The organism is Vreelandella malpeensis (assembly GCF_020622355.1).
GTDB classification, from domain to species: Bacteria; Pseudomonadota; Gammaproteobacteria; order Pseudomonadales; family Halomonadaceae; genus Vreelandella; species Vreelandella malpeensis.
Genome location: NZ_WHVL01000006.1, coordinates 123,000 through 140,501 on the forward strand (window position 1 = coordinate 123,000; position 17,502 = coordinate 140,501).

20 protein-coding genes and 1 pseudogene are annotated in these 17,502 nt (G+C 63.4%); 8 read left to right on the top strand and 13 right to left on the bottom strand.

What is annotated here, in order from left to right; genetic code table 11:
• Window positions 1-36 precede the first annotated feature (36 nt).
• The 3 genes from GEV37_RS14125 (at window position 37) to GEV37_RS14135 (ending at window position 1,425) form a co-directional block, all read left to right on the top strand.
• Window positions 37-477 carry a tetratricopeptide repeat protein gene (locus GEV37_RS14125; protein WP_227390911.1) on the top strand — a complete coding sequence of 147 codons (441 nt, stop codon included), beginning with the start codon at window positions 37-39 and terminating at the stop codon, window positions 475-477.
• Complete coding sequence (locus GEV37_RS14130) at window positions 467-934, top strand: YehS family protein (RefSeq protein WP_227390912.1); 468 nt, start codon at window positions 467-469, stop codon at window positions 932-934. The genes GEV37_RS14125 and GEV37_RS14130 overlap by 11 nt, the downstream gene beginning before the upstream one ends.
• An 86-nt stretch (window positions 935-1,020) precedes the next feature.
• Window positions 1,021-1,425: a DUF4019 domain-containing protein gene (locus GEV37_RS14135; RefSeq protein ID WP_227390913.1), complete on the top strand. Its 405-nt coding sequence runs from the start codon at window positions 1,021-1,023 to the stop codon at window positions 1,423-1,425.
• A gap of 24 nt (window positions 1,426-1,449) precedes the next feature.
• Here GEV37_RS14135 and GEV37_RS14140 read toward each other — a convergent pair whose 3' ends face one another.
• Window positions 1,450-2,193 (bottom strand): class I SAM-dependent DNA methyltransferase, encoded by a 744-nt coding sequence (locus GEV37_RS14140; RefSeq protein ID WP_227390914.1) that lies wholly within the window; start codon window positions 2,191-2,193, stop codon window positions 1,450-1,452.
• A 152-nt stretch (window positions 2,194-2,345) separates the two neighbouring features.
• On the opposite strand from GEV37_RS14140, the gene GEV37_RS14145 reads away from it, so the two are divergent.
• A complete protein-coding gene (locus GEV37_RS14145; RefSeq protein WP_227390915.1) occupies window positions 2,346-2,768 on the top strand; it encodes an MAPEG family protein in 423 nt (140 codons plus the stop codon).
• Here the strand turns inward: GEV37_RS14145 and GEV37_RS14150 are convergent.
• The 3 genes and pseudogenes from GEV37_RS14150 to GEV37_RS14160 all read right to left on the bottom strand — a co-directional run bounded on the left by GEV37_RS14150 (window position 2,765) and on the right by GEV37_RS14160 (window position 4,323).
• The gene (locus tag GEV37_RS14150) at window positions 2,765-3,070 is read right to left on the bottom strand and encodes a helix-turn-helix domain-containing protein (protein WP_227390916.1); all 306 of its coding nucleotides are present in this window, start codon (window positions 3,068-3,070) and stop codon (window positions 2,765-2,767) included. The two genes, GEV37_RS14145 and GEV37_RS14150, sit on opposite strands and share 4 nt — an antisense overlap.
• 205 nt (window positions 3,071-3,275) lie before the next feature.
• Window positions 3,276-3,701 (bottom strand): annotated as a pseudogene (locus GEV37_RS14155) (DJ-1/PfpI family protein); the annotation flags it as partial.
• Between the two features lie 55 nt (window positions 3,702-3,756).
• Window positions 3,757-4,323, bottom strand: coding sequence for an isochorismatase family protein (locus GEV37_RS14160; RefSeq protein WP_227390917.1), 567 nt, complete (start codon window positions 4,321-4,323; stop codon window positions 3,757-3,759).
• Window positions 4,324-4,527: 204 nt separating this feature from the next.
• Between GEV37_RS14160 and GEV37_RS14165 the strand changes: the two genes are divergently transcribed.
• Complete coding sequence (locus GEV37_RS14165) at window positions 4,528-4,848, top strand: antibiotic biosynthesis monooxygenase family protein (protein WP_227390918.1); 321 nt, start codon at window positions 4,528-4,530, stop codon at window positions 4,846-4,848.
• A gap of 68 nt (window positions 4,849-4,916) precedes the next feature.
• Here GEV37_RS14165 and GEV37_RS14170 read toward each other — a convergent pair whose 3' ends face one another.
• Together GEV37_RS14170 and GEV37_RS14175 are read right to left on the bottom strand one after the other, a co-directional pair.
• Window positions 4,917-5,519, bottom strand: a complete 603-nt coding sequence (locus tag GEV37_RS14170; RefSeq protein WP_227390919.1) for a YqaA family protein — start codon at window positions 5,517-5,519, stop codon at window positions 4,917-4,919.
• 1 nt (window position 5,520) lies between these two features.
• Window positions 5,521-6,327, bottom strand: coding sequence for a DUF1206 domain-containing protein (locus GEV37_RS14175; protein WP_227390920.1), 807 nt, complete (start codon window positions 6,325-6,327; stop codon window positions 5,521-5,523).
• 304 nt (window positions 6,328-6,631) lie between these two features.
• On the opposite strand from GEV37_RS14175, the gene GEV37_RS14180 reads away from it, so the two are divergent.
• Window positions 6,632-7,501, top strand: coding sequence for a methylated-DNA--[protein]-cysteine S-methyltransferase (locus GEV37_RS14180; RefSeq protein ID WP_227390921.1), 870 nt, complete (start codon window positions 6,632-6,634; stop codon window positions 7,499-7,501).
• 22 nt (window positions 7,502-7,523) lie between these two features.
• Window positions 7,524-8,033, top strand: coding sequence for an O-acetyl-ADP-ribose deacetylase (locus GEV37_RS14185; RefSeq protein ID WP_227390922.1), 510 nt, complete (start codon window positions 7,524-7,526; stop codon window positions 8,031-8,033).
• On the opposite strand, the gene GEV37_RS14190 is transcribed toward GEV37_RS14185, so the two are convergent.
• The 7 genes from GEV37_RS14190 to GEV37_RS14220 all read right to left on the bottom strand — a co-directional run bounded on the left by GEV37_RS14190 (window position 8,014) and on the right by GEV37_RS14220 (window position 14,699).
• Window positions 8,014-8,844, bottom strand: a complete 831-nt coding sequence (locus tag GEV37_RS14190; protein WP_227390923.1) for a phosphodiesterase — start codon at window positions 8,842-8,844, stop codon at window positions 8,014-8,016. The genes GEV37_RS14185 and GEV37_RS14190 overlap by 20 nt on opposite strands.
• Window positions 8,837-9,901: an ABC transporter ATP-binding protein gene (locus tag GEV37_RS14195; RefSeq protein ID WP_227390924.1), complete on the bottom strand. Its 1,065-nt coding sequence runs from the start codon at window positions 9,899-9,901 to the stop codon at window positions 8,837-8,839. Before GEV37_RS14195 ends, GEV37_RS14190 begins: the two co-directional genes overlap by 8 nt.
• A gap of 38 nt (window positions 9,902-9,939) precedes the next feature.
• A complete protein-coding gene (locus GEV37_RS14200) occupies window positions 9,940-10,728 on the bottom strand; it encodes an ABC transporter permease (protein ID WP_227390925.1) in 789 nt (262 codons plus the stop codon).
• The gene (locus GEV37_RS14205; RefSeq protein ID WP_227390926.1) at window positions 10,725-11,609 is read right to left on the bottom strand and encodes an ABC transporter permease; all 885 of its coding nucleotides are present in this window, start codon (window positions 11,607-11,609) and stop codon (window positions 10,725-10,727) included. The genes GEV37_RS14200 and GEV37_RS14205 overlap by 4 nt, the downstream gene beginning before the upstream one ends.
• A 2-nt stretch (window positions 11,610-11,611) precedes the next feature.
• Window positions 11,612-12,625, bottom strand: coding sequence for an ABC transporter substrate-binding protein (locus GEV37_RS14210; protein ID WP_227390927.1), 1,014 nt, complete (start codon window positions 12,623-12,625; stop codon window positions 11,612-11,614).
• Window positions 12,618-13,658 carry a LacI family DNA-binding transcriptional regulator gene (locus tag GEV37_RS14215; protein WP_227390928.1) on the bottom strand — a complete coding sequence of 347 codons (1,041 nt, stop codon included), beginning with the start codon at window positions 13,656-13,658 and terminating at the stop codon, window positions 12,618-12,620. The genes GEV37_RS14210 and GEV37_RS14215 overlap by 8 nt, the downstream gene beginning before the upstream one ends.
• A gap of 120 nt (window positions 13,659-13,778) precedes the next feature.
• Complete coding sequence (locus tag GEV37_RS14220) at window positions 13,779-14,699, bottom strand: glutaminase (protein WP_227390929.1); 921 nt, start codon at window positions 14,697-14,699, stop codon at window positions 13,779-13,781.
• Window positions 14,700-15,403: 704 nt separating this feature from the next.
• On the opposite strand from GEV37_RS14220, the gene GEV37_RS14225 reads away from it, so the two are divergent.
• On the top strand, window positions 15,404-17,491 hold the full coding sequence (locus GEV37_RS14225; RefSeq protein ID WP_227390930.1) for a S8 family serine peptidase: 2,088 nt from the start codon (window positions 15,404-15,406) through the stop codon (window positions 17,489-17,491).
• Window positions 17,492-17,502 lie beyond the last annotated feature (11 nt).

Genomic DNA, 17,502 nt, shown 5'->3' on the forward strand with positions numbered 1-17,502 from the left:
GAGCACCTATCTTCATTCAAGAGACGTTTTCGCGTAATGATCAACACCAAGATTCACAAGGCCGTCTATGAGCTTGCCGAGAAGCTGATGCGCGCGGCTCACAAGGACGATCGCGAGGGCTTCGAGGCGCTTTACGGCGAGCTCGAGGCGATCTGCATCGACAACGAGTACACCGAGAAAGATCACCCGGAGCAGTGGGAGACCCTGGCGGATTTCACCGAGGAGCACGCCGAAGCGCTGGCACTCTACCAGAAGGCGCTGGACAAGGCCGTGGCCAAGTCGCTGGATGACTACATCGCCTCCATTGGTTACTCCATGGCGAGCCTTTGGGTGGAGCTCGAGGACGAAGAAGCGGCTCTTGTGGCGCTGCGCAAGGCAAAGGCCAGCGCCGGTACCATCGAGGACAACGATCTCAAGCGTGAAATCGACGAGCTTCTGCACTCATTGACCCATCCGGAGAGCCCGCGTGACCAATAACGACATCTTGCGCCGCGTGCGCTACATCTTCGATCTCAAGGACACCACCATCGTCGCCATCTTCAAGCTGGCCGAGGCCGAGGTGGAGCAGCCCAAGGTCACCGCCTGGCTGAAAAAGGATGACGACGAGGGCTACGCCTCGATGCGCGACCGGGATCTCGCCACCTTCCTGAACGGCTTCATCAGCTTCAAGCGCGGCAAGCGCGAAGGCCCGGCGCTCACGCCGGAAACCAAGCTCAACAACAACCAGGTGTTCCAGAAGCTGCGCATCGCGCTGAACCTGCAGGCCGACGACATTGTGGCCATTTTCGAGCGCGAGGGGCTGCCGCTGAGCCACCACGAGCTGAGCGCCTTTTTCCGCAAGCCCGGCCACAAGAACTACCGCGAGTGCAAGGATCAGATTCTGCGCAACTTCCTGATGGGGCTGCAGAATCAGTACCGACCTGGCGAGGCTTGACGGGCATGGCAAGGCAGGGGCGATTAAAGGTGTGGCGGTTTCGCCCGATATAAAGAGGAACACTCCTTTTCCGCCACGAGCCTTTCATGCCGATGACGCTGCGCGCCTCGATCCTGTCGCTTTTCTTGTTTGCACTGCCCGCCCACGCCCAGACGGAGGCCGCCGAGGCGGCGGTACTGGCCTGGCTCGAGAGCATCGACCAAGGCGACTTCGAAAAAGCCTGGAATGAGGCCTCGCCGCTTCTGCAGCGCCCGCTGTCGCCGCGCATGCTGGAACGTACCATCGAGCTTGCCCGCCAGGACTTCGGCCCGCTTGAAGCTCGCCGCAGAGTGCGAGTGACCAGCGATAGGTCGATGCCTGGCGCCCCGCGCGACGACTACAAGATTTTCACCTACCAGACCCGCTTCGCGAACCGCGCCTCGATCACCGAGACCATCACCCCGCACCTGGAGGAGGGCGTCTGGCGGGTGAGCGGCTACTACGTGCAGTAAGCGTACGTGCAGTGAACGTGCGCGTCACGCCTTGATGCAGACGAAAAGCGCGTTGCCCGCTTCGCCGTCCCAGGGCGCGATGGTGGCGTAGTCGTGGGCGAAGACGTGCACGCTGAAGTACTCTTCCAGAAGCTTGACCAACGCCTCGAAGCCCAACGCCACCATGGCGTGTTCGTCGCTCCAGCGCTGCACGTCGTCAACGCGTCTTTTCTCGATGCTCAGCCGCAGTGCCTGGCGCTCGCCCTGGCCCGGGTAGTGCCAGCCGGACTGGAAGGTGAAGGTTTCCTCGCCACGTGACACGCGGTGCTTGACCGCCAAAGCGTTGTCGATCTTGTCCTTGTCCACCGCGTTGAAACAGAACACGCCGCCGGGCGAGAGCGCCTCATGCGCACGCGCGATGCAGGCCTTCAGCCGCTCGATATCCGCGCTGTAGTGGATCGAGTAGAGAAAGCAGGTGATCAGATCCTGGGGAACGGCCACGTCAAAATCGCCCATGTCTTGCACGCTGAAGTGCGCCTCGGGGCAGCGCTTGGCCGCGCGCTCGAGCATCGGCGGGTTGATGTCGAGCCCGCCGCTGGTGAACCCGGCATCCAGAAAATGGCGCACGTGGGGGCCTGTGCCGCAGGCCAGGTCGAGATGCCGGCGCCCGCCGTTGCCGAACAGCTGGTTCAAGCGCATCACACCACGGCTCTGGGTGGGGTAGTCGATCTCCTCGCACATCAGGTCGTAGTAGACGGAAAGATCGGTATAGAGGGCGTTGGCGGACATGGCTCGGCTCGCGCTGAATGGGGGGCGCATGGTAAACGCGCGCCCGACGTTTGAAAAGCGGCGTGCAAGTGGGCGTCCGGCCATTGGCTATACTGCTGGGGCGACGCTTTCGCGTCACTCATCGATACCGAGACACGAGGAGAAAAGCCATCATGGACGACGCCGTATACTGGTATGCCGTGGCCGCCGTGCTGCTGTTTGTGAAGATGTGGGCGACCTCGCTCTACCAGGGGTATCACCGCATCACCAAAATGACTTTCAAGACGCCGGAAGACGCGCGCATGGCGGGTAAGGAGCCGGCCAGCGAGGAGCTGCCCCAGGTGCAGCAGGCAGCCAAGGCGTGGTCGAACGATCTCGAGAACATTCCTATCTTCCTGGGGCTGGGCGTGGCCTACGTGATGGTCGGGGCTTCGCCAGCGTTCGCCGGGTGGCTGTTCATGCTGTTCACCGCCGCGCGCTACGCACACACGCTTGCTTACCTGGTCCGGCTTCAGCCCTGGCGCACTCTTGCCTACGGGGTAGGGGTTCTCTGCATGATCGCGATGTGCGCCTTGATCTGTGTGGCGATCTTTTAATTCTGAGAGGTCATTGTTTCGGCGCGTCGCCAAGCGCTTGGAGTGACCTTCTCCACTCGGGCCCAGCTGCGGCGTAGCTGGCGCTCGTCGCCAAAGCCGGTTTCAGCGGCGATCCGGGCAAGCGGCCAGGCGGTTTCGATCATTAGCGCCTTGGCGCGCTGTAGCCGGATGCCGGCGATGTAGTCGAGAATCGACATCTGAGTAAGAAGCTTGAACCGGCGGCGAAAGTGGCGCTCGCTCATCGCCGCCTGACGGGCGAGCGTCTCGACCCGCGGGCCGTGCGGGGGCCGCGCATAGGGCATCCTGCACTCGATGGATGCGCTCGTTCACGTGGTTACGCCCCTCCAACCAGGCACCCAGCTGCGGCTCCTGACCGCTTCTGCGCAGGTAGAGCACCATCTCCCGCGCCACCGCCAGAGTAAGGGCGTGCCCGGCCACTCGGGTAAGCCAGTGCAGCATGGTGTCGATGCCCGTCGAGATGCCCGCACTGGTGAGAAATCGGCCATCCTCGGTGAATATGCAGTCGCGCTGCACTTTGGCCTCGGGGGCGTGCTCACATAGCTGCGGTATGAGCGAGTGATGGGTGGTGCAGCGCTTGCCGGCCAGTAGACCCGCCTGCGCCAGCAGTAGCGTGCCGGAGCAGACGGTCATTAATGTATCCGCGTGTTCGGCGTTGGCCGTCAGCCAAGTGAGGCTCTCGCGCTGGGCGTCGGGCTCGTAACCGTCGCGGTACTGGCCGGGAATCAGCAGCAGATCCTGGTGTGGCAACGTCTTTGGCAGCGGTTCGATGCCGGCGAGACTCAAGGGCCCGAGCCAGGCCATTGCCGCCTGTGGGCCAAGGTAGCGAATGTCGATGGCAAGCGAGAGCCGGGCTGCGCTAGAGAGTACCTGGAGCGGGCCGATCAGGTCCAACGGAACCTGGCCCGGCATCATGAGTACCGCGACCCGTAGCGGACGGTTGGCCGAAGAGGAGGTAAAGGTCAATGCGTTATTCACGCGGGGTCTGCCAATCGTTGATCAGGGTATGGGTGTCGATGATACGCGCAAAACGCCCTTCGAGAACCAGTTCGGTACGCGCCTTGATCTGATCGGCGGACCAGGTCACGCCGTGCCGGGTCATGGGAAAGGTCAGGGTCGCGTCGCTTACGAAATCGACTTGGTAGCCCAGGTCCGAGCCGACCCGGGCGGTGGTCTCGCAGCACTGCTCTGTGCGAATGCCGCTAATGGTCAGCCGGGTGATGCCGCGGGCGTCGAGCCATGCTTGCAGGCCGGTGTCGCTGAAGGCGTTGTGAACGCGCTTATTAAAAGTGACATCGGCGCTGTCCGCAAACCCTTCGAGCGGACGAATCAGCCCCTGCGCCGGGTCGAAGGGCGTGTCGCTTCCCGGCGCCTCGTGAAAGATTCTTACCAGGGGAATACCCTGGGCTTTGGCGGCCTCGAGCAGGGCACGCTGGCGGGGCCGCCACTGGTCGGCGAGCGACTCGACCCAGTACTCCTTGGCGGGAAACGAAGCCTGTACGTCGATTAATAAAAGCGCGGTGGATGAAACGGTCATGGGCATGGCTCTCTTTGCATTGTGATCTTCATGAGGTGAGAGCCAAGCTTACGAGCGCGTGCTCATCGCCGCGATGCACCGAGCGGCCAACAAGCGGACACTTTCGGTCAAACGGCGAAGGGCGGATACCACCCTCATGAGGCAGCGGCTAGAATGGCCGTCTTCCGCGTTACCCCTTTCACCTTCCCGGAGCCTGCTGTTCTCATGACCTCGATCGCCCAGACCCCCGAGCCGCCTTACTACGCCGTCATCTTCACATCAGAATTGGGCGAGAATACCCGAGGCTACGCAGAGATGGCCGAGCGCATGGTGGCGCTGGCTGCCGAGCAGCCGGGGTTTCTGGGAGTGGAGTCTGCTCGGGAGGGCCTGGGCGTAACGGTCTCCTACTGGGCGGATCTAGAAGCGATCCGCGTTTGGAAAGCGAACGCCGAGCATTTGGTGGCTCAGCGCCTTGGTCGTGATAAATGGTACACACACTTCACCACCCGGATCGCCCGGGTCGAGCGGGATTACTCAAAAGCCTAGACGAGCATCACTCAGGCTGGCAGCCGGCCAAGGGCCGAGCATCGATCCGGCACGTAATTCATGATTCATTACACCAAACGGCTGGCGATTAGCTGCATTCCCAAAAGCAGCACCAGAATCAGCACGCCGCCCAGCAGGCTCGTCATCAGCGCGTGGCGTTTCCACATGCGCTCGACCTGGTGGCCAAAGCGATACACGAGCCAGGCGATCCCGAAGTAGCGAATACCGCGTGAAAGCAGGGCGGCGAGCAGGAACAGCAGGATGGGATAGCCCGAGAGCCCGGCGGTGATCAGCGCCACCTGGTACGGAATCGGGAGAATGCCGATCGCAATGATCGCCGCGAACCCGTACTGGCTGAAGAACGTCTGAAAACTCTGGTAGCTCTGCTCGATCCCCATGACGCCAATCAGCCAGGTGCCGAGCGACTGGAAAAGCGCCATGCCGATCCCGTAGCCCGCCAGCGACCCAAGCAGACATCCGGCGGTGACGACCGCCGCGATCGACCAGATGCGGGCGCGGTTCGAGGCCATCAACGGGATGATGATCAGCTCGAGCGGTACCGGCAGGATGAGCGTCTCGAGAAACGATAGTGCCCCGAGCAGCCAGAGCATGCGCCGTGAACGATTGAGACGCGCGAGCCACTCTTTCTGGCCTTGCGAGAATAGCGCCATTTCATAGGTCCGGGTTGATGCGGCGATAGACCGCCGCCAGCACACTATAGGCGCCGAAGGCGAAAAGCCCCAGGGCGACGAAGGCCAAAAGCCACTGGCCGAAGGCCTGATCGCGCAAGAAGCTGAAGACCTCTTCGGTCCCACCGGCTTCGTTGGCGTTGACGTGATAGGCCGCGATCATGAAGAAGCCGCCCACGATCAGGAACACGACGCCGCGAATGATCAACCCGAAGCGACACACCGGGTACGCCCAGCGTTTCGTGGCGTTGGGCATGGCGAAGTGCTTGTCGAACTTGGCCTTGGCGCCCTTGATGCAGTGCGCGACGCCAGCGCCGATGATGCACGCACCCACGGCCGCCACCAGATAGCGACCAAAGGGCTGCTCGAAGAGCCAGCTCACCGTGCCCTGAGAGCCGCCCGAGTCGCTGGAAGCGCCCAGGCGAAAGATCAGGCTTGCAGCGTAGAACGCCAACAGCGTATGGGTGATCGCGCTGATCGAGAGCCCGGTACGAATGGCGACGCCCTTGGCGTCGGTGCCGTGGCCGTCGGTATCCTTGATCGCCTGGATCGAGCGCCACATGGCGTAGCCCAGAAGCCCCAGCGCGATCAGCCCGAGCAGTACCTTGCCAAAGGGTGCAGCGAGCAGGCGCTCTAGCGCGCCGCGGCTGCCTTCGGTCTGGCCGCCCTGGCCGAAGACGGCCAGCGCCGCCAGGCCGCCGACCAGTAGATAGACGATACCGCGGGAGGCGTATCCCAGGCGGGCGTAGAGTCGAATGGCATCCTTGTGATCGGGGGTACCGGTAGCCACGATGTCCTCCTGACGTGAAATGGCGGGCTTCACTCCCTTGTGAAGCGGATGACCCGAGATGGGCCCGGGTGCTGGTGTAGTATAGGCCAGGCAAGCGCGGGCGAAACCCCAGTGCGTTTGACGCCGACGCCCACCCGCCACCTGTCTCGAGGCGCTCGCCATTGGAAACACGCCACTCATGCTTCGAGCTTTTCCAACTGATGGCGTATTGAAACAACGCGATTCATCGCAACTGCGCAAGATCCGGGTCAAACGTTTCGCGCTCTTCGCTTATGCTTGGCATCATCAACCCACGGAGCAAGTGATGGACGACTACGGGCGTATCGAGAAGGCGATGGCCTACATGGTGGAGAATGCCGCGCGCCAGCCGGATCTGGCCTGCGTCGCCGCGCAGGTTCATTTGAGCATGTACCATTTTCAGCGCCTCTTTCGCCGCCACGTCGGCGTCTCGCCCAAGCGCTTTCTGCAGGCGCTGACGCTCGAGCGCGCCAAGTGTCTCATCGCCTCCAGCGCCTCGCTTCAGGAAGCCGCCGAAGGGGTGGGACTGAGCGGCGGCTCGCGGCTGTTCGATCACTTCGTCACCCTCGAGGCGGTATCGCCCGGGGAGTTCAAGAAGCGCGGCGAAGGGGTCACTTTGACCTACGGTATTCACCCGAGCCCGTTCGGCGCGGTGCTGGTCGCGACCACGCCTCGCGGTATCTGCCGCATGGCGTTCATCGGCGCCGCGGGTATCGACGAACAGCTGGCGCTGCTTGAAAGCCAGTGGCCGCGAAGTCGCCTGGTGCTCGACGCCGAGGCGACTCAGGCGCCGGTCGAGGCGCTGTTCGGCGGCGGGGCGAGTGTTTCGAGTACGCTCTCGCTGCACGTGGCGGGCACCAATTTCCAGATTGCCGTATGGCGGGCGCTGCTGGCGATTCCCGAAGGGGCGCTGGCAAGCTACGGCCAGATCGCCCAGGTGCTCGGCAAGCCCGGCGCATCCCGCGCGGTGGGCAGCGCCATCGGCGCCAACCCGGTGGCGCTGTGGATACCGTGCCATCGGGTGATCCAGCAGAGCGGGGCGCTGGGCGGCTATCGCTGGGGCGTGGCCCGCAAGCAGATGGTTCAGGCCTGGGAGAGCGGCCGGCACGCGGCGAAGGAGAGCGAAAGCGAACCGGGTCGGCTATCGTTACCCTGACAGCTTTGCAATGGAGAGTGCCATGAAGATCGATGCGCTGCAGGCCGATATCACCACGCTCGAAGTCGACGCCATCGTCAACGCCGCGAACCAGTCGCTGATGGGCGGCGGCGGTGTCGATGGCGCCATTCATCGCGCTGCCGGCAAAGAACTCAAGGAGGCATGCCGCGCGCTCGACGGCTGCGAGACCGGCGACGCCAAGCTCACCGAAGGCTTCAAGCTGCCGGCGCGCTACGTGATCCACGCCGTGGGCCCGGTATGGAGCGGCGGCAAGCGCGACGAGGCGCTAAAGCTCGCCAGCTGCTACCGCCGAGCGCTGGAACTGGCCGACTCCGTCGACGCCCGCTCCATCGCTTTCCCCAGCATCAGCACCGGTATCTACCGGTTTCCCATCGAGCGCGCCGCCGAGATCGCGATCCAGACCGTCAAAGAGACACTGCCGGGCACGAGCGTCGAGAGGGTCACGTTCTGCTGTTTTTCCGAGCGCGATTTGGCGGTATACGAGGCGCTGCTCAATCGATCAGCCCGTTAGCGTCGAAGAAAGGATAGGGGCCTGGATAGCATTCGATGAACCCTTGGTGGGTGATCAGCCCACTTTGCGGAGTGTAGGCGTGCAGCAGATAGCCCGGCGGCTCCAGCTGAAAGTGCGCCGGTCCATCCATGCTTAGGTCCAGACTCACCTGGTGCGACACCCCTGGGCAGCTGAGTGCAAGAGTGCCGCCAAACCGCGCTTGCAGACTGCGATGCAGGTGCCCGCACAGTACGCGCTCGACCTGCGGATGGCGCGCGATCACCGCTTCGAACGCCCCGGCATCGAGCAGTGGCTGACGATCCATATGGTCGATACCGCTGACAAACGGATGGTGGTGCAGCATGACCAGCGTCGGGGTGTCCGGGCGCCTGATGAGGGTTGCCTCCAGCCACGCAAGGCTTGCGGCATCGAGCTCGCCGTGGGGCTTGCCGGTTACCAGCGTGTCCAGGCCGATCAGGCGGATCGGGTAGTCGTCGACCACCCAGTGCAGATACTCGGGGTGCTGGAACAGGTAGCGATGGCTCTCAAGCGCCGCGCGCAGGTTGTCGCGGTGATCGTGGTTGCCGGGGATGACGTAGAAGGGCAGCGTCAACGCCGCCATCAGGCGCATGAACGTGGCGTACTCCTCGGGATGGCCAAAATCGACCAGATCGCCGCTGATGAGTACCAGATCCGGGCGCGGTGTCAACGCGTTGAGTGTGTCGATTGCTTGGGTCAGGGCACGCGCCGTATCCACCTGGCGGTACGAGAGCTTGCCACCGGCCTTGATATGCGGGTCGGTGATCTGGGCAATCAGAAAGGGCTTATCCATGCGCGCGTGCTCCCGGGGCCGTGGGCTGAAACAGCGCCTGCTCGGGGATCATCAGGCCGATTTCGCTGCCCGCCGGCCACTCCCGGCGTGACGAAACGCGCACCGATAGCGTCGTGTCATTACCGGTATCCACCGCCAGCTGCTGCGCCTGGCCCAGAAAGACGCTCTCGATGATGCGGCCCTTGAGCTGAGCTTTCTCGATGGGCACTACCTGGATGTCCTCGGGGCGGCAGTAAAGGGTGGCGGCCTTGGCCAAATGCGGGGCGCGCAGTGTGCCGCCGGGCACGCAAAACGTGCCATCGGCCGCTTGCGTTTGTACCTCGAGGCGGTTGACCGCACCGATGAAGTCCGCCACGAACGCGTTGGCAGGCTGGTGGTAGATCTCGCGCGGGGTACCGAGCTGGGCAATACGCCCGGCCTGCATCACCGCGATGCGATCACCGAGCGCCATGGCTTCGTCCTGGTCGTGGGTCACGTACACCGCAGTGATACCGAGCTCGCGCAAAAGCGCACCGATCTCCAGGCGCAGCCGGTCGCGAAGCTTGGCGTCGAGGGCGGCCAGCGGTTCGTCAAACAGCAGTACACGGGGGCGTACGGCAATCGCCCGCGCCAGCGCCACGCGCTGCTTCTGCCCGCCGGAAAGTGCTGCGATCGAGCGCTCGGCGTAGCCCTTCAAATCCACCATCTCCAGCACTTCAGCCAGGCGGCGGTCGATCTCGGCGCGGGAGAGTTTTTGAATGCGAAGCCCGTAGGTGATGTTGTCGGCCACGTTCATGTTGGGAAACAGCGCGTAGTTCTGAAACACCATGCCGACATCGCGCTTCTCGATGGGCAGGGCGGTGACATCACGCTCGCCGAAATGCACCCGGCCGCCCGGGTCCGGACGCTCCAGCCCGCTGATGATTCTGAGCGTGGTGGTCTTGCCGCAGCCCGAGGGGCCCAGCAGCACCAGGGTCTCGCCCGCCTCGACATGAAGATCGAGCGGCTTCAGGGCAACGTGCCCGCCGGCGAAGGTGCGGCTGCACTGGGTTAGCGTAATACTCGAGGATTGGGACATGATTGCTCTCTGCAACGGCGTCAAATGTAGGAATCGGGTTAGCGGCGCGGCCCGGTCAGCTTTCCGGCCCACTGGATCATCACCAGAAGCGGCACGATCATGAGCAGAAACACCAGCGTGTAGGCGGAGCCCACTTCCAGGCGCATCGAGGCGTAGCTGTCGGCAAGCCCGACCGGCAGGGTCTTGGTGAGCGGGGTGTGGAGCATCCAGGTGATGTTGAACTCGCCGATCGAAAGCGTCACCACCATCAAGGCGCCGGCTAGAATGCCGCTGGCGCAGTTGGGTACCACCACTCCGAAAAAGCGCTGCCAAGGGCTAGCCCCGAGGCTCGATGCGGCTTCTTCCAGAAGCGGCAGGCGGGCGGTGTGCATCACCGAGTGCACCGCGCGTACCATGAAGGGCAGTGTGAACAGCACATGGCCAATCAGAATGAACAGCCAGCTGGCGCGAAATTCACGGTAGCTGCCGTAGACCAGCAAAAGCGCCAGCGCCGTGGCCAGCCCCGGTACCGCCACCGGCAGCAGCAAAAGCTCTTCGATGGCGTGGGCGATGCGGTGGCGACTGCGCAGAAGTCCGTAGGCTGCCGGCACGCCAATCAGCGTGGTGATGACCAGACACGCCATCGCCAGCTTGATCGACAGCCAGATGGTGTCCGAGTAGAGCGCCCAGACCTCGCTCACCCAACGCAGCGTCAGCCCGCTTTGCAAGCCCTGAAAGTAGTTCTCGGTCAGCCCCGCCATGACCGACATGGCGATGGGCACGATCATGAAAAGACACACCAGCAGGGTGAACCCCAGCTGCAGTGAAAAACGCAGGCGCTGACTCATACCGAGGCTCCCAGAGCGTTGCTCGCAAGCTTCCTCGCCAACGCCAGCGCCGCCCAGGTGATCAGCCCGAGCACCACCGAAAGCGCCGCCGCCATGGCGAAGTTGGCGTAGTTGGTGAATTCGCCGTAGATGTTCAGCGGCAGAATGGGCAGCCGCGTGCCCAAAGTGAAGGCGGTGCCGAAGGCGCCCATGCTGGTGGCGAAGCAGATCGCGCCGGTTGAGAGCAGTGCCGGGGCGATGCCGGGAATGATCACGTCGCGCATCACCCGCCAGTGGCTGGCGCCGAGCGAGCGCGCGGCTTCTTCCAGGCTCTGGTCGAGGTTGTCGCAGGCCGCCATCACGGTGGTGATCACCCGCGGGATCGAGAAGTAGAGATAGCCGATGAATAGGCCAAACAGCGAGTAGGCAAACACCCAGCGCTCACCGAAAAGCCACAGGCTGGTCTGCGCCAGCGCCCCCTGGCGCCCGCCGAGCATGATGACCAGAAAACCGACCACCACGCCGGGAAAGGCGAGCGGGAAGGTGAGGATCGCCACCAGCAGCGATTGGCCTGCAAAGCGGTGGCGCGCCAGAAAGAAACCGGCGAAGCCGGCAATGGCGACCGCCGCCACCGACACTGCCAGCGACAGCGTGACGGTGGTCGCCAGGCTGATCAGGTACTGGCGGTGGGTCAAGAGCGTCAGGTAGGCGCTGACGCCGCTTGAGCGATCCGCCTCGGCGCCCATCAGCAGAAGCCGTGAGAACGGCAGCAGCCAGAACGCAGCGAAGAGGGTCAGCGCCGGCACCAGCGCGATCAGCGTAGTCAGCTTCGCTCGGTGGGAGGCGCACCGGTGTCGATCGAAAAAAGCAGCCCCGAAGGGCTGCTTGAGTGTGGCGGACATGATCAGCGAACCTCCGACAGATACCGCTCGGAGAACTCGCGCTGCGCCTGGGCCATGGCAGCGTAATCCACTGCGCTGGCGCGGGCGTAGTCGCTATCGGGCAAAAACACCTGACGCGCTTCGTCTGAAATCGCCTCTTCGCGTACCGGGCGCAGGTAGGCCTCGGCCCATACCGCCTGGCCCTCGTCAGACAACACGAAATCGAGCACGGCGCGGGCGTTATCCGGGTTCGGCCCGTTCTTGACCAGACTCATCACGTAGGGCACTACAATGCTGCCCTCTTCGGGAATCACGAACTTGACGTTGGCGCCATCGCTATAGCGGGCGCGGTAGGCGTTGAAGTCGTAGTCCAGCAGGATCGGAATTTCGCCGGAGAGCACCCGGGCGTAGCTGGTCTGCTTGGGCACGATGGGGTCGTTGTCGACGAGTGCGTTGAAGTAGTCGATCGCCGGGGTGAAGTCCTCGAGGTCACCGCCGAGGGCCAGGTTGACTGCGGTGGCGCCTACGTAGCCCACGAAGGCGCTGGCCGGGTCGAGATAGCCCACCATGCCGCGGTAGGCGGGGTCGAGCAGGTCGTCCCAGGATTGGGGGACCGGCGCGCCATCCAGCGCGTCGACGTTGACCATGAAGCCGAGCGTGCCGGAGTGGATGGCGAACCAGTTGCCTTCCGGGTCTTTCAGACCTTCCGGAATCTCGTCCCAGTGAGCGGGCTGGTAGGGCTCGACCACATCGGCTTCCATGGCCTGAATACCAAAGGTGACCCCGTAGTAGACCACGTCCGCCACAGGGCTCTGCGCCTCGGCGACCAGCTGGGCCAGCGACTGGCCGGAGTTCTTGTTGTCCTGGGGCACCTGGATACCGGTTTTCTCCTCGATCAGCTGGAGCTGGGTACCCCAGTCCGCCCACTCTGGCGGGCAGTTGTAGCAGATCGCGGTACCGGCATCTTGCGCCGAGGCAAGGCTCGAAACGCCCGCCAGGGCGGTGGCGAGCAGAAGACGTGCGGGCGTATTACGCATGGTGAGAACCTCGTTGGGTCGGACAGGGGGCAGAGCTTGAGACAGGCGGTGCCACGCTTTCGCCGTCGCGTAGGGTGTAAGCGAGAAGCGGTGGCGCGTGTTGCTCGCCTTCGAGCAGGGCAAGCAGGGCGTTAACGGCCTCGCGGCCGATCTCGGCGCGGGGTTGCTCGATGGTGCAAAGCGAGGGGTAGAGGCATTTGCCAAGGGCGATGCCGTCGAACCCCATGATGGAGACATCACCGGGTACCTTGAACCCGGCGCGGGTGAGCTCGCCGATCAGGCTGATGGCAAGCAGATCGTTGGTGGCGATCAGCGCGGTGAGAGGCTGTTGACTCTTAAGCTGTCCTTCGAGCGGGGCGAGCTCGGCCCGGGTGTGGCGCGGCATCTCGACCAGAGCGCACGGCGTGAGTCTCGCGCTCTGCATCGCCTGGCAGTAGCCCTCGAAGCGCTGGCGGGCACGGTCGGACTGCAAAAGCGGCCCGGCCACCATGCCGATGCGGGTATGGCCAAGATCGATCAAGTGGCGGGTGGCCGCTTCGCTGGCGGCGCGGTTGTCCACGCCCACCGAGGGAAAGCCGCTGGTGCCTGCCGGGTTGTAGACCAGCAGGCAGGGCGTGGACTCCCGGCGCAGTGAAGCAAGCAGTGGGCTCTGCTCTGCATCCGCCACCGTCAGTACGAGTCCATCGACACGCTGGCGCAGCATCGACTCGACGATATCGCTCTCACGGGCCGGGTCGTACTCGCTGGTGGTGACCAGAAGTGAATAGCCGCGCTCGCGAGCGGCTACCTCCATGGCCTGAAGTTGTTCGGCGAACACCGGGTTGTCGAGGCTCGGTACCATGACGCCGATCATTCGGGTGGCCTGGGCGCGCAGCTGGCGTGCCACGGTGTTGGGCCGAAAACGTAGTTCCCGAGCGGCGGCCATGACCTTTTCGCGGGTCTGGTCGCGTACTAGTTCAGGGCTTGAAAAGGCGCGTGCCGCGGTGGCCCGAGAGACCCCTGCACGCTTTGCCACGCTCGCTAAGTCCGCCATTGATGATCCTGTGTCCAAAAATGAGATCGATCTCATTGGTGATCACAGAGGCTAGCGGTGCTTGATGACAAAGCCGTGTCGGTTGGATGTCCGTTTGAAAAAAAGTGGCGTGAGGTTTAATTAATGCCCGAACACCGACCAGCCGGTACGCTGGACGAACATCTCCAGCGCTCGGGCACCGAGCAGGCTGTTGCCGTACTCGTCGAGCCCCGGTGACCAGACCGCCAGCGACCCGCGTCCGGGGGCGATGGCGAGTATCCCGCCGCCTACGCCGCTCTTGCCTGGAAGCCCGACGCGAAAGGCGAATTCGCCGGAAGCGTCGTAGTGGCCGCACATCATCATCAACGAGTTGATACGTCGTGCCCGCTGGGGGGAAACCACGCGCAGGTTGCTTGGCCGGTTGACGCCGTCCGAAGCAAGGAACAGCCCGGCGTGGGCGAGCTGGTCGCAGCTCATGGCGAGGGCGCACTGGTGGAAGTAGGTGCCCAGGACCTTGTCGACGTCGTGACGCAGCCGCCCGAAGGCCTTCATGAAGTGGGCAAGCGAGGCGTTGCGATCCTTGTGGGCCATTTCCGAGGCGGCCACCTGGTGGTCGAAGTAGAGGCTTTGATCGTCGGTGATGTAGCGCACGAAGCTCAGGAGCTCAGCCAGCGTTTCGCGCGGCTCGTGACCCATCATGATCGCATCCACCACCGCGATGGCGCCGGCGTTGATGAACGGATTGCGCGGCTTGCCGTTCTCGTGTTCGAGCTGGACGATCGAGTTGAAGGGGTCGCCCGACGGCTCGCGGCCGACGTTGGTCCAGAGCCCGTCGCCGAGCTTGCCAAGGCCCATGGTCAGCGTGAACACCTTGGAAATGCTCTGAATCGAAAACGGCGTGGCGGCCGCGCCTGCCGAGAAGCGCTCGCCCTCGACCGTGGCCAGGCTGATACCGAACTGGTGGGGGTCCACCTCGGCGAGCTGCGGGATGTAGTCGGCGACCTTGCCGCGCTCGGTTTCGAGGGCGAGTTGCTGGGTGATCTCTTCTAGAAGCTGTTGCATGCCGGATGATCGGTTGTCGAGGAGGCCTCACACCCTAACGGAAAATGGCGTAGCTGTCTGCGCAAGGCGCCGACTGTGGAGCTTTCGACGCGCCGTCGCCGACTTTTTTTCTCAGGCGCAGGTTTATATGTTTACGATCAGTACCGTTAACCATGATGATCTAGATGATCGATAGAGCCAATTCAAAGTATCGGCTACTCCTATATTCCGTATATTCTTTTCTTCTTGAAATCATTGTTCGTTAAATTCGATTGTTGAGGCGAATTTAATTCAATCATGTGTTTTTAAACTCGCATGTATCGACAAATGAGAATGGTATCTGATCATGTTAAATTTTTAGTACTAATTATCAATCATTTATTTTATTTTTTATTTCTTCGATAAGTTTTGCCAATATCTCTTATCAGGCCTACCGATAGTAATCGCCCTCTATTGCGGTGATTGATTTTAATGTTCAGCGCCGCCGTTGCTAATCAAATTTTTTTAGCCTTAAATGCCACTGCTTTAATCCCCCCCTAATTAAATGAGCTTAAACATGGACGCTATGTTTTCTCGAGTATTCCATCATGGATAGTCGTTACAGACTGCTGTTGTCGGCAGGTTTCGTGGTAAGTGCCATCTCCTTGGAAGGATGCAGTTCGGGTGGGGGCGGCGGCGGGGGAGGGACAAGCGAAGGCGCACCTGATCAGGGCGTATATACGCCGATGTCGCAGCCTGCGCCGAGCACTTCGGAGCCTGCGCCCGCCGTATCGGTCGCTCCGGCGCGCGCCCCTTTCGTGCGGGTAGGCGTTGTCGACAGCTCCTTCGATGTCGCGGCCATCGCCAACAACCAACGCGTGGTGGATAGCCTGAACGTGCATACCGGGAGCACCGACGTGCGCGGTGGCAACGAGTGGCACGGCAATGTGGTGGCCTCGACCATTTCCGGCGGGGCGCTCGGGGTAGCCGAGCTCGACCTGATCAAGATCGAGCAGGATGGCGTGAATCGCAGCAGTGCCATCAACTACGGCGTGGGCCAGGCTGCCGCACGCGGTGCCCAAGTCGTCAACGCCAGTTTCTCCCAGCGTTTCGTGGCCAACGACCCGCGACTGGGGTTCAACGGCGTTTCCTCGAGCGAGTCGCTAGCCCAGGTGGTCAACGCCAACGGCGGCAAGGGCGCGGTCTACGTGATCAGCGCCGGCAACAACGGCCAGGCGATGGACACCCAGGGCCAGCCGCTCTACGCCGCCGAACCGGCGCTTTACGACATGACGCTCATCGCCGTAGGAACCGATGGCAAGGGCAACCTGCACCCGTCGAGTGCCTATCCCGGCGACGATACGCGCCTGCAGGCGCGCACCATCGCCACCGACTACGTCAACCGCGAGGTGGGCGCCCAGGGCACGTCGATCTCGGCGGCGCGGATCTCCGAGTACGCCGCGGGTATCCTGTCGCGCTGGCCGCACCTCGATGCCCGGCAGGCCAGCCAACGGCTTCTGGATACCGCCAGTCGCGAAAGCGCGCTATTCGATCGCAACGACTGCGGTGCCAGCGGCACTGACAACTGCGGTAGTTTCTACCTGGGCCAGGGCGAGGCAGACATCGAGGCCGCGCTTGCCCCGCAAGGCGAGCTGGTGGTGGCAGGGCAAGCGCGCGTCGACGAAGGCGGTGATCTGGCGCGCAGCTCCTACCTGCAGCTTTCCAGCGCCTACGGCGACGCGGTTCGCCAGTCCGAGGCGCTGCGCGATGTGGCAGTATTCGATGGCTTGGGCCGCGACTATCGTATGAACCTGGGCCAGCAGGTGCAGCCGCGGGTCGATCACGCCACCCAGATGCGCCGCCAGATGGAGCGGTTGTCGCTCACCTCGGCACGCGCGCCCATTACCCAGTCGGTGGATGTCGACACCTACCGGTTCACCACCCGCAGCGACGGCGGCGGCCTTCTGAGCAGCCGCTTCGATGCGGCCTACGGCCCGACGACGTTGAGCCTTTACAGCTTTGCCGGCGGCGAGGTGAACCCGATGAGCGCCTACAGCGAATCCGGGCTGATGCCGATGATGTCGTTCCAGAGCGGCTCGGAGTTGACCCAGGCCTTCGACAGCGTCAACGGCGTGACGTCGCGCTACGCGCTCGGCGAACACTGGGATCTTACCGCCTCGCACTGGGCCTCGACGCTCGACGACTCGGCCGGCGCCAGCGACTATCGGGCACGGCGCTCGGATGTGGGCGTGTCCTGGCAGCCGCTGCCATCATTTGCCATCGACACCTTCCTGGGCAGCCTCGACGAGCGTCAGGGCCTGCTCGGTGCCAGCGGCGCGGGCGCCCTGGGCCTGGGTGAAGAGAACCGGATGACCTTTGCCGGTATCGGCCTCACCGCGAAGCTAAGCGCCGGCATCAGCGGCTTCGCCGAGCTCGAGCAGGGCCAGGGCAGCGCGTCGGGTCGTGGCCTGCTTGCCAGCGTCGATGACATCGTCGCGCGCAAGGTGGAAATGGGGCTGCAGTGGCAGGGCAGCGGGCGCCGCGCCGACGAGCGCCTCGCGTTCACCCTGCGCCAGCCGCTGCGCATCGAAGGCGCCGAGGCGAGCTTCGAGGTGCCGGTCGGCCGCCAGCTCGACGGTACGGTGGTGCGCGAAAGCCGCAGCGCCTCGCTTGCGCCTTCCGGTCGCGAGATCGACATCGAGCTCGGCTACGCCTTCAAGACCGGCGAGCGCAGCCAGTGGCAGCTCAATGTGCTTCACGCCTTGGAGCCCGGCCATGACGCAAGCGCCCCGAGCGATACCGCGGCCATGGTGAACTACGCCTACTCTTTCTGATCGTCTCCTTC

What these genes read in the sequence shown, in the direction of transcription:
- GEV37_RS14125 (WP_227390911.1), top strand. Translation starts at nt 37, where the DNA reads ATGATCAACACCAAGATTCACAAGGCCGTCTATGAGCTTGCCGAGAAG.
- GEV37_RS14135 (WP_227390913.1), top strand. Translation starts at nt 1,021, where the DNA reads ATGCCGATGACGCTGCGCGCCTCGATCCTGTCGCTTTTCTTGTTTGCA.
- GEV37_RS14140 (WP_227390914.1), bottom strand. Translation starts at nt 2,193, where the DNA reads ATGTCCGCCAACGCCCTCTATACCGATCTTTCCGTCTACTACGACCTG.
- GEV37_RS14145 (WP_227390915.1), top strand. Translation starts at nt 2,346, where the DNA reads ATGGACGACGCCGTATACTGGTATGCCGTGGCCGCCGTGCTGCTGTTT.
- GEV37_RS14150 (WP_227390916.1), bottom strand. Translation starts at nt 3,070, where the DNA reads ATGCCCTATGCGCGGCCCCCGCACGGCCCGCGGGTCGAGACGCTCGCC.
- GEV37_RS14160 (WP_227390917.1), bottom strand. Translation starts at nt 4,323, where the DNA reads ATGACCGTTTCATCCACCGCGCTTTTATTAATCGACGTACAGGCTTCG.
- GEV37_RS14165 (WP_227390918.1), top strand. Translation starts at nt 4,528, where the DNA reads ATGACCTCGATCGCCCAGACCCCCGAGCCGCCTTACTACGCCGTCATC.
- GEV37_RS14170 (WP_227390919.1), bottom strand. Translation starts at nt 5,519, where the DNA reads ATGGCGCTATTCTCGCAAGGCCAGAAAGAGTGGCTCGCGCGTCTCAAT.
- GEV37_RS14180 (WP_227390921.1), top strand. Translation starts at nt 6,632, where the DNA reads ATGGACGACTACGGGCGTATCGAGAAGGCGATGGCCTACATGGTGGAG.
- GEV37_RS14185 (WP_227390922.1), top strand. Translation starts at nt 7,524, where the DNA reads ATGAAGATCGATGCGCTGCAGGCCGATATCACCACGCTCGAAGTCGAC.
- GEV37_RS14190 (WP_227390923.1), bottom strand. Translation starts at nt 8,844, where the DNA reads ATGGATAAGCCCTTTCTGATTGCCCAGATCACCGACCCGCATATCAAG.
- GEV37_RS14195 (WP_227390924.1), bottom strand. Translation starts at nt 9,901, where the DNA reads ATGTCCCAATCCTCGAGTATTACGCTAACCCAGTGCAGCCGCACCTTC.
- GEV37_RS14200 (WP_227390925.1), bottom strand. Translation starts at nt 10,728, where the DNA reads ATGAGTCAGCGCCTGCGTTTTTCACTGCAGCTGGGGTTCACCCTGCTG.
- GEV37_RS14205 (WP_227390926.1), bottom strand. Translation starts at nt 11,609, where the DNA reads ATGTCCGCCACACTCAAGCAGCCCTTCGGGGCTGCTTTTTTCGATCGA.
- GEV37_RS14210 (WP_227390927.1), bottom strand. Translation starts at nt 12,625, where the DNA reads ATGCGTAATACGCCCGCACGTCTTCTGCTCGCCACCGCCCTGGCGGGC.
- GEV37_RS14215 (WP_227390928.1), bottom strand. Translation starts at nt 13,658, where the DNA reads ATGGCGGACTTAGCGAGCGTGGCAAAGCGTGCAGGGGTCTCTCGGGCC.
- GEV37_RS14220 (WP_227390929.1), bottom strand. Translation starts at nt 14,699, where the DNA reads ATGCAACAGCTTCTAGAAGAGATCACCCAGCAACTCGCCCTCGAAACC.
- GEV37_RS14225 (WP_227390930.1), top strand. Translation starts at nt 15,404, where the DNA reads ATGTCGCAGCCTGCGCCGAGCACTTCGGAGCCTGCGCCCGCCGTATCG.